This window comes from Nonomuraea cypriaca (assembly GCF_015645445.1).
In the GTDB taxonomy this organism is placed as follows: domain Bacteria; phylum Actinomycetota; class Actinomycetes; order Streptosporangiales; family Streptosporangiaceae; genus Nonomuraea; species Nonomuraea cypriaca.
The window spans coordinates 1-1,346 of record NZ_JADOGI010000519.1 but is presented as its reverse complement, the minus strand read 5'-3'; the positions used below and the strand labels follow the sequence as shown (position 1 = coordinate 1,346).

Genomic DNA, 1,346 nt, shown 5'->3' with positions numbered 1-1,346 from the left:
ACCCAGTGAACCTGCTGTTCCTGATGACCGACCAGCACCGCGTCGACACCCTGGGCTGTTACGGCAACCCGCACGTGGCCACGCCCAACCTGGACCGGCTGGCCGCCGGCGGCACGCGCTTCGATCGGTTCTACACGCCGACGGCCATCTGCACGCCCGCGCGGGCCAGCCTGCTCACCGGGCAGGCGCCGTTCAGGCACCGGCTGCTGGCGAACTACGAGCGCAACGTCGGCTACCTGGAGGACCTGCGCGAGGACGCCTTCACCTTCCCCGGCGCGCTGCGGGAACGCGACTACCAGCTCGGGCTGATCGGCAAGTGGCACGGCGGCACCAGCCGCAACGCCGCCTCCTACGGCTTCGACGGCCCCGACCTGCCCGGCTGGCACAACCCGGTCGACCATCCCGACTACCTGGCCTACCTGGAGGAGCGGGGGCTGCCGCCGTACCGGATCGAGGACCTGATCCGGGGCACCACGCCCAACGGGAACGCGGGCAACCTGCTCGCCGCGCGGCTGCGCCAGCCGGTCGAGGCGACGTTCGAGCACTACCTGGCCACCCGCGCCATCGAGCACCTCGACCGGTACGCCGCCGACGGCCGGCCGTTCTTCCTGGCCACCCACTTCTTCGGGCCGCACCTGCCGTACCTGCTGCCCGACGCGTACTTCGACATGTACGACCCCGCCCTGGTCGAGCTGCCGCCGTCGATCGCGGAGACGTTCGAGGGCAAGCCGCCGGTGCAGCGCAACTACAGCGCCCACTGGACGTTCGACACGATCCCGATCGAGGTGACCCGCAAGCTGATCGCGGTCTACTGGGGGTACGTCACGCTGATCGACCAGCAGATCGGGCGGATCCTCGACCGGCTCGACGAGCTGGGCCTGACGGACCGGACCTCGGTCCTGTTCACCGCCGACCACGGCGAGTTCACCGGCGCGCACCGCCTGCACGACAAGGGCCCGGCCATGTACGAGGACATCTACCGCATCCCCGGCATCGTCCGCATCCCCGGCGAGAAACCACAGGTCAGGAACGAGTTCGTGACCCTCACCGACTGCACGGCGACCATCTTGGACCTGGCCGGCTGCGACACCAAGCCGGCCGTGGACAGCCGCAGCCTGGTCCCCCTCGTCCGCGGCGAGCGCCCGAGGTGGCCGGCCGAGCTGCTCGCCGAGTTCCACGGCCACCACTTCCCCTACCCGCAGCGGATGATCCGCGAGGACCGCTACAAGCTGATCGTCAACCCGGAGTCGGTCAACGAGCTGTACGACCTGCACACCGACCCGCACGAGCTGAGCAACCGCTACACCCACCCGGAGCTGGCCCCGGTCCGCCGCCGCCTCATGCGC

1 protein-coding gene is annotated in these 1,346 nt (G+C 70.2%); it reads left to right on the top strand.

The genetic code is table 11. The features are described from left to right. Positions 1-5 precede the first annotated feature (5 nt). Positions 6-1,346 (top strand): sulfatase-like hydrolase/transferase (locus ITP53_RS55345; protein ID WP_195903488.1); only part of this gene is annotated, 1,341 nt, incomplete at its 3' end.